Below are 8,212 nucleotides of genomic sequence, written 5' to 3' on the forward strand. Positions count from 1 at the left end.
GTAAGAGCGGAACCATAGGCGGCCGTTACCGCAGCAACGGATATACACCCAAACCCAAAAACCACCTCACCCCCGCAAAGCCAACTCAATCAGCTCATGCAGCTCCTCAACCTCCAACGGTACAGTAGAAAACAGACTGCGAAACACGGTGGGCGCAACGATCAGGTTGATCAGCCGATCCACGCTGGGGGCAGTTTCAGCGTCGCCCGGATAGCGATCCAAGATCGTCTCCAACTGCCCGGTGAGAATCCCCACGCAATACCCCGGCGCCTGACTGCATTGCACATCGCGCATCATCTCCCGACCAAGATCCGAGCTCATTTCATCGCGATACTGCTCACCCCAAGCCCGCAGGTCGCCGCGCAGGCTGCCAGTGTTGGCCGGCTCACTGTCCGGCCGCAGCCGAGCCATGGCGACATCCGCCAACAGTGCAGCAAGGTCACCCCAGCGGCGGTAGATAGTCGAGGGCGTCACTCCGGCGCGCGTGGCTATCTGCGGCACGGTCACGCTGGAACGGTCCTGCTCTTCGAGCAATTCACGCACTGCCGAATGCACTGATTCCTGGACCCGGGCACTACGGCCCCCCGGGCGGAGCCCTTCTTTTATCGCCATGCGTAAAACCTTAACACAAAGAATTTGCTTTAAGCGCCATCCGGTAGCACACTCCGCAAAAGCAAAATATTAGCTTTAGCGGAGCGTGCCCATGTCCAGCGTTACTTCTCATCGTTCCAGCCTGGTGTTTCTGGCGATCACCTTGCTGACGTTTCTCGCCGCCTCCAGCGCGCCGACCCCGTTGTACCACCTCTATCAAGAGGGCCTGCACTTTTCGGCGGCGATGTTGACCCTGGTATTTGGCATTTACGCCTTGAGCCTGCTGGCTGCATTGCTGACCGTGGGTTCACTGTCGGACCACCTGGGGCGCAAGCCGGTAATTTTTGCCGCGCTGCTCCTCGATATGCTGGCGATGTTGCTGTTTATCAATGCCGACAGCGTCGGCTGGCTGATTGCCGCCCGCACGGTACAAGGCTTTGCCACCGGCATGGCCACCGCCGTACTGGGCGCCGCATTGCTCGACACCGACCGCCAGCAAGGCCCGCTGATCAACAGCGTAGCGCCTTTGCTGGGCATGGCCTGCGGGGCCATGGGCTGCAGCCTGCTGGTGGAGTTCGCGCCGATGCCGACCACGTTGATTTACTGGACCCTGCTCGGGTTGATGATCCTGCAGGCATTGTACGTCTGGCGCCTGCCGGAGACAGTCAGCCGGATTCCGGGGGCCCTGGCCTCGCTATGGCCCACCTTGCATGTACCGCCCCAGGCCCGACGCGCCTTGTGGATCTCGTTGCCGGTAGACGTAGCCGTATGGGCCATGGGCGGTTTTTATCTGTCCCTGGCGCCCTCGCTGGTGCGGGCGGCGACCGGGTCCACCTCGAACCTGATCGGCGGCGGGCTGGTGGCGGTGTTGACGCTGAGCGGTGCGGTGATGATTTTCAGCCTGCGCAACCGCCCGGCGGACAAAGTCCTGCGGTTGGGCGCCGTGCTGCTGGCGGTGGGTGTTGCGCTGATCCTCACGGCCGTCCACAGCGCCAGCCTGCCGCTGTTCTTCATTGCCACGCTGATCGCCGGCGGTGGTTTTGGCTCGGGATTCCTCGGTGCGCTGCGCAGTGTTTTGCCGTTGGCCTTGCCCCATGAGCGGGCGGGCTTGATGTCGGCGTTCTATGTGCTGAGTTACCTGGCGTTCTGTGTGCCGTCGCTGTTGGCGGGCAACTTGACGCGCACCTTCGGTTTGATCGCCACCACCGACGGTTATGGCGTGGTGCTGATCGTATTGGCACTCGGCGCGTTGGTGGCGTTGCTAATGCAGGATTTGGCGAAGAGCAGGGCGACGGCGGGTAATTGATTCGGTAATAATTCGTCACCCTTACGCCTTGGGATTCACCCATGAAGATCATCCGCAGCAAAGAATTCACCGGCACCCGCGCCTGGGAGGCGCTGGACATCGCCAATATGAACGGCATCACCACCCGTTTGCATTGGACCGACCAGCCGTATCGCTGGCACGTGAATGACGGCGAAGAGGTGTTCGTGGTGCTTGATGGCCAGGTGCAGATGCACTATCGCGAAAACGGCAGCGAACAGATGGCCTTGCTTCAGGTAGGCGACATCTTCTACGCCAGTGTCGGCACCGAGCATGTTGCCCATCCACAGGGCCCCGCACGGATTCTGGTGATTGAAACCGAAGGCAGCATTTAATGGTATATCTACGAAACAGATAACAGTTAGAGATATTACCCGTTATATAGATATTCGATTCGGTTCTACCATGGTCTCAACCTCATGCGAGGAAGAGGAATACACCATGACTTGCCCGAATACGCTTCACAGCAGCTTGAAACCCTTCAGTCACCTGACCCGTCCTCGGGAAGTGATTCGCCAGTTCACCCCCAACTGGTTTGCCGCCACCATGGGCACCGGGGTGCTGGCGTTGGCGCTGGCGCAATTGCCGGTCAACCTGGCGGGGCTGCACGCCGTGGCCGAAGGGCTGTGGCTGTTTACCATTGGCCTGTTTGTGTTGTTCAGCGTGCTGTATGCGGCGCGCTGGGTGATGTTTTTCCACGAGGCCCGGCGCATTTTCGGGCACTCCACGGTGTCGATGTTCTTCGGCACCATCCCCATGGGCCTGGCGACCATTATCAACGGCTTCCTGCTGTTCGGCGTGCCGCGCTGGGGGGATGGCGTGGTGCAACTGGCCGAGGTGCTGTGGTGGCTCGACGTCGCGATGGCCCTGGCCTGCGGGGTGCTGATCCCGTTCATGATGTTCACCCGCCAGGAACACAGTATCGACCAGATGACTGCCGTGTGGCTGTTGCCGGTGGTGGCCGCGGAAGTCGCCGCCGCCAGCGGTGGCCTGCTGGCGCCGCACCTGGCCGACGCCCATTCGCAACTGGTGATGCTGGTGACCAGTTACGTGCTGTGGGCGTTCTCCCTGCCGGTGGCGTTCAGCATCCTGACCATCCTGATGCTGCGCATGGCCCTGCATAAACTGCCACACGCCAATATGGCCGCGTCGAGCTGGCTGGCTCTCGGTCCCATCGGCACCGGTGCCCTGGGCATGCTGGTACTGGGCGGTGATGCACCTGCCATCTTTGCCGCCAACGGTCTGCCCGGCGTCGGTGAGATGGCCAACGGCATCGGCCTGGTCGCAGGCATCACCCTGTGGGGCTTCGGCTTATGGTGGATGCTGATCGCGGTGCTGATCACCCTGCGTTACCTGCGGGCCGGTATTCCGTTCAACCTTGGCTGGTGGGGATTCACCTTCCCGTTGGGCGTGTACTCGTTGGCCACGCTGAAACTGGCGAGCACCTTGCACCTGGGTTTTTTCAGCATCGTTGGTTGCGTGTTGGTGGCGGCGCTGGCGCTGATGTGGCTGATCGTCGCCAAGCGCACGGTGCAGGGCGCCTATAAAGGCGAGCTTTTTGTATCGCCGTGCATTGCAGGACTAGCGAATAAGTAAGCAGGATTAGGTAAAGTCGTGGCCTGGAAAAACCAATAACAGCCTTCAGGCCACGCAGGAACACGGACGATGAGCCACCCCTCGCAATTCACTTTGCTGCGCAAACGGCGTTTCCTGCCGTTCTTCATTACCCAGTCCCTTGGTGCGTTCAACGACAATATATTCAAGCAGTCGTTGATCCTGGCGATTCTCTACAAGCTGACCATCGAGGGCGACCGCTCGATCTGGGTCAATCTCTGCGCGTTGCTGTTTATCCTGCCGTTCTTCCTGTTCTCGGCCCTGGCCGGGCAATTTGGCGAGAAGTTCAACAAGGACGCGCTGATCCGGGTGATCAAGATCGGCGAAATCGTGATCATGTCCGTGGGCGCGGTGGGTTTCATGTTCAACCACCTGGAGCTGATGCTGCTGGCGCTGTTTGCCATGGGCACGCACTCGGCGCTGTTCGGGCCGGTGAAATACTCGATCATGCCCCAGGCCCTGCACGAAGATGAGCTGGTGGGCGGCAATGGCCTGGTGGAAATGGGCACGTTCCTCGCGATCCTCGCGGGCACCATTGGCGCCGGGATCATGATGTCGTCCACCCATTACGCGCCGGTGGTCTCGACGGCCATCGTCGGCATTGCGGTGCTGGGCTACCTGGCCAGCCGCAGCATTCCGCGCGCGGCGGCGTCCAGCCCCGAGATGCGCCTGAACTGGAATATCTTCAGTCAGTCCTGGGCCACCTTGAAGCTCGGCCTGGGGCAGACACCGGCGGTGTCGCGCTCGATTGTCGGCAACTCGTGGTTCTGGTTTGTCGGCGCGATCTACCTGACGCAAATCCCGGCCTACGCCAAGGAATGGATGTACGGCGACGAGACGGTGGTCACGCTGATCCTCACGGTGTTCTCGGTGGGCATCGCACTGGGTTCGATGCTGTGCGAAAAGCTCTCCGGGCGCAAAGTCGAGATCGGCCTGGTGCCGTTCGGCTCGTTCGGTTTGACCGTTTTCGGCCTGCTGCTGTGGTGGCATTCCGGCGGCTTCCCGCAGAACGTCCAGGCCAACGACTGGATCGCCGTGCTGAGTTACGGCCAGGCGTGGTGGGTGTTGTTCGATATCCTCGGCCTTGGCGTATTCGGCGGCTTCTATATCGTGCCGCTGTACGCGTTGATCCAGTCGCGTACCGCCGAGAACGAGCGGGCGCGGGTGATCGCGGCCAACAACATTCTCAATGCGCTGTTCATGGTGGTCTCGGCGATCGTCTCGATCCTGCTGCTGAGCGTGGCCAAGCTGTCGATTCCCGAGCTGTTCCTGGTGGTGTCGCTGCTGAACATCGCGGTCAACACCTACATCTTCAAGATCGTGCCCGAGTTCACCATGCGTTTCATGATCTGGCTGCTCAGCCATTCCATGTACCGCGTCGAGCACAAGAACCTCGAGCTGATCCCAGACGAGGGCGCGGCGTTGCTGGTGTGCAATCACGTGTCGTTTGTCGATGCGCTGTTGATTGCCGGTTCGGTGCGTCGGCCGATTCGTTTTGTCATGTACTACAAGATCTACAACCTGCCGGTTTTGAACTTTATCTTCCGCACTGCCGGGGCGATTCCGATTGCCGGGCGGCATGAGGACATCCAGATCTACGAAAAGGCCTTCCAGCGGATTGCCCACTACCTTAAGGACGGCGAGCTGGTGTGCATCTTCCCGGAAGGAAAATTGACCTCCGATGGCGAGATGAACGAGTTCCGAAGCGGCGTGACGCGGATTCTTGAAGAGACGCCAGTGCCGGTGATTCCGATGGCGTTGCAGGGGTTGTGGGGGAGTTTCTTCAGTCGCGATCCGAACAAGGGCTTTTTCCACCGGATCTGGTCGCGAGTGACCCTGGTGGCCGGCGCGCCGGTGACGGTGGAGGCGGCGACGCCCGAGGCGTTGCATGGGGTGGTGGGGGAATTGCGCGGGAGTGTCAGGTAGTTGATCGTTCCCACGCTCTGCGTGGGAATGCCGCCGTGGTCGCTCTGCGTCTGCGCCTTTAGAGTCGTGACGCGGAGCGTCACAGGATGCGTTCCCACGCAGAGCGTGGGAACGATCTGGTGCCTACCTAAGCGCTGATCTTGAGGCCAATGAGCCCGCAGATAATCAACGCCACACTGGCCAGTCGAAACAGCGCCATGGACTCCCCGAACAGGATAATCCCGGCAATCACAGTGCCCACTGCACCGACACCGGTCCAGATGGCATAGGCGGTACCCAGCGGCAGTTCCTTCATGGCCAGCCCCAACAGTCCGAGGCTGACGGCCATGGCGGCAATCGTCAGGGCCGTGGGCAGTGGCTTGCTGAAACCGTCGGTGTACTTCAGTCCGACGGCCCAGCCGACTTCAAACAGTCCGGCAAAAAACAGAATGATCCAGGACATGATGACCTCGCTTCTATAAGGCGGGGTCGTCCCCTGAATTAATCGCGCGATAGCGTCGCGAGGTCGTCCACGCGAAGCCCGTTAGAGTGCCGAATATTGATCAGGTGATCAAGTTTCGGACTTGCCCGCCAACAATTCGCGGTCTTCCTTTTCGCTCATCCGCCGGAAGTACGTAGCCAGGAGTGCCCCGGAAATATTGTGCCAGACGCTGAACAGCGCACTCGGCACCGCCGCCAGCGGCGAGAAATGCGCACTTGCCAGTGCGGCGCCCAAGCCGGAGTTCTGCATGCCCACTTCCAGCGACAGGGATTTGCGTTGTGCCAGCGGCAGGCCGAACACACGGCCGGTGAAATAGCCCAGCAGGAAGCCAAAGGTGTTATGCAGGATCACCACCGCCATGATCAGCAGGCCCGACTCGGCAATCTTCGCCTGGCTGGCCGCCACCACGGCGGCGACAATCGCCACGATGCTGACCACCGACACCAGCGGCAACACCTCGACCGCATGCCGTACCCGGGCGCCCAGCAAGCGCTGCGCCACCACGCCCAACACGATCGGCAGCAGCACCACTTGCAGGATCGACCAGAACAACTCCATGAACGACACCGGCAACCAGGCCGAGGCCAGCAGCCAGATCAGCGCGGGCGTCAGCAGCGGAGCGAGGAGGGTGGTGACGGCGGCAATGGCCACCGACAGGGCCAGGTCGCCCCGGGCCAGCCAGGTCATGACGTTGGACGACGTGCCGCTCGGGCAGCAGCCGACGAGGATCACACCGACGGCAATTTCCGGTGGCAGGTGAAAGACCTGGCACAGCAGCCAGGCCACGCCGGGCATGATCACGAAATGCGCGACCACACCCAATGCCACGCGCCACGGATGGCGCGCGACTTCAGCGAAATCTTCAAGTTTGAGGGTCAGCCCCATGCCGAACATCACCAGGCCCAACAGCGGCACGATGGCGCCTTTGAGGCCGAGAAACCAGGCGGGTTGCAGGAACGCAACCACGGCAAAAATCAGCACCCAGTAGGCGAAGGTATTGCCGACGAAACGGCTCAAGGCGGCGAGTGCACGCATGGGGTTGGTCCTTGTTATTCGATTTTGGAAGTGCGCATGCGATCAAATGTGGGAGCGGGCTTGCTCGCGAATGCGGTGTGTCAGCCAGGAAGATATCAACTGAAAGGACGCATTCGCGAGCAAGCCCGCTCCCACATTTTGATCTTCACAAGGCTTTAGATACCTTGTGGGGTTTCTTCGCCACCCAGTGCCTCAACCAACGCCGGCAGGAAGTCGCCAAACGTCAGCATCATCAGGGTAAAGCTGGCGTCCTGCTGGCCCAGTGCTTCGTCGCCGCCGTCCTGTTCCGCCTGATCCTGCAGCAGGTCTTCGAACTTCAGGCGCTTGACGGTCATTTTGTCGTCCAGCATGAAGGACAGCTTGTCCTGCCAGGCCAGGGACAATTGGGTCACGACTTTGCCGGTGGTCAGGTGCAGTTGGATCTCTTCGCCGGTCAGGTCCTGGCGTTTGCAGCGCACGATGCCGCCGTCTTCGTGGGTGTCGCGCAGTTCGCATTCGTCGAGGACGAAGAAGTCATCGGCCGGTTTCTGGGTGGTGACCCAGTCGGTCATGATGGCGGTTGGCGCGGTTTTCACGGTCAGCGGACGTACCGGCAGGGTGCCGATCACTTCACGCAGGGTGGACAGCAGGTCTTCGGCACGTTTCGGGCTGGCGGAGTTCACCAGGATCAGGCCCTGTTTCGGCGCGATGGCGGCGAAGGTCGACGAGCGACGGATGAACGCGCGCGGCAGGAAGGCCTGGATGATTTCATCCTTGATCTGGTCGCGTTCCTTTTTGTAGACCTTGCGCATTTGCTCGGCTTCGATCTCTTCGACCTTTTCCTTCACCGCATCACGCACCACGCTACCCGGCAGGATACGTTCTTCCTTGCGCGCAGCGATCAGCAGGAAATCACCGCTGACGTGTACCAGGGGCGCGTCTTCGCCTTTACCGAAAGGGGCGACGAAACCGTAAGTGGTCAACTCCTGGCTTGCACAAGGGCGCGCCAGTTTGGTGGCCAGTGCAGTTTCCAACGCCTCGGCATCAACAGGCAGATCTTGGGTCAGGCGATAGATAAGCAGGTTTTTGAACCACATGGGGTGAGTCTCTCCTTATATACAAAGGGGGGCATTATTCTCCTCATGGCGTCATAGGCCAACCCTCGCTAAGCCATTGGAAGGCCTGAAAAAAATTATTTAAGAAAGTGCTTGCCAGACTATGGGTCGCTCCGTAGAATGCGCGCCACACCGAAAGTGAAGGGT

Annotated in this window: 8 protein-coding genes; 4 read left to right on the forward strand and 4 right to left on the reverse strand. The window is 60.5% G+C overall.

The features are described from left to right. Positions 1-66: 66 nt before the first annotated feature. A complete protein-coding gene (locus tag HX873_RS09685; RefSeq protein WP_023659267.1) occupies positions 67-612 on the reverse strand; it encodes a TetR/AcrR family transcriptional regulator in 546 nt (181 codons plus the stop codon). A 91-nt stretch (positions 613-703) separates the two neighbouring features. Here HX873_RS09685 and HX873_RS09690 point away from each other — a divergent pair, with 91 nt between their 5' ends. The 4 genes from HX873_RS09690 (at position 704) to HX873_RS09705 (ending at position 5,455) form a co-directional block, all read left to right on the forward strand. After that, a complete protein-coding gene (locus HX873_RS09690; protein ID WP_003212382.1) occupies positions 704-1,897 on the forward strand; it encodes an MFS transporter in 1,194 nt (397 codons plus the stop codon). Positions 1,898-1,938: 41 nt separating this feature from the next. Further along, positions 1,939-2,250 carry a cupin gene (locus tag HX873_RS09695; RefSeq protein WP_177055282.1) on the forward strand — a complete coding sequence of 104 codons (312 nt, stop codon included), beginning with the start codon at positions 1,939-1,941 and terminating at the stop codon, positions 2,248-2,250. A 106-nt stretch (positions 2,251-2,356) separates the two neighbouring features. Continuing rightward, positions 2,357-3,511 (forward strand): TDT family transporter, encoded by a 1,155-nt coding sequence (locus HX873_RS09700; RefSeq protein WP_008430443.1) that lies wholly within the window; start codon positions 2,357-2,359, stop codon positions 3,509-3,511. A gap of 69 nt (positions 3,512-3,580) precedes the next feature. Beyond that, positions 3,581-5,455 (forward strand): MFS transporter, encoded by a 1,875-nt coding sequence (locus HX873_RS09705; protein WP_177122618.1) that lies wholly within the window; start codon positions 3,581-3,583, stop codon positions 5,453-5,455. Positions 5,456-5,582: 127 nt separating this feature from the next. On the opposite strand, the gene sugE is transcribed toward HX873_RS09705, so the two are convergent. The 3 genes from sugE to rdgC form a co-directional block, all read right to left on the reverse strand. After that, entirely contained in the window at positions 5,583-5,897 is a 315-nt protein-coding gene (gene sugE / locus HX873_RS09710; protein ID WP_003190128.1) for a quaternary ammonium compound efflux SMR transporter SugE, read from the reverse strand. Between the two features lie 108 nt (positions 5,898-6,005). After that, positions 6,006-6,971: a bile acid:sodium symporter family protein gene (locus HX873_RS09715; RefSeq protein WP_003212369.1), complete on the reverse strand. Its 966-nt coding sequence runs from the start codon at positions 6,969-6,971 to the stop codon at positions 6,006-6,008. Between the two features lie 155 nt (positions 6,972-7,126). Further along, a complete protein-coding gene (rdgC, locus tag HX873_RS09720) occupies positions 7,127-8,047 on the reverse strand; it encodes a recombination-associated protein RdgC (RefSeq protein WP_008430455.1) in 921 nt (306 codons plus the stop codon). Positions 8,048-8,212 lie beyond the last annotated feature (165 nt).

Source organism: Pseudomonas sp. P7758 (assembly GCF_013386485.1).
Lineage (GTDB): Bacteria > Pseudomonadota > Gammaproteobacteria > Pseudomonadales > Pseudomonadaceae > Aquipseudomonas.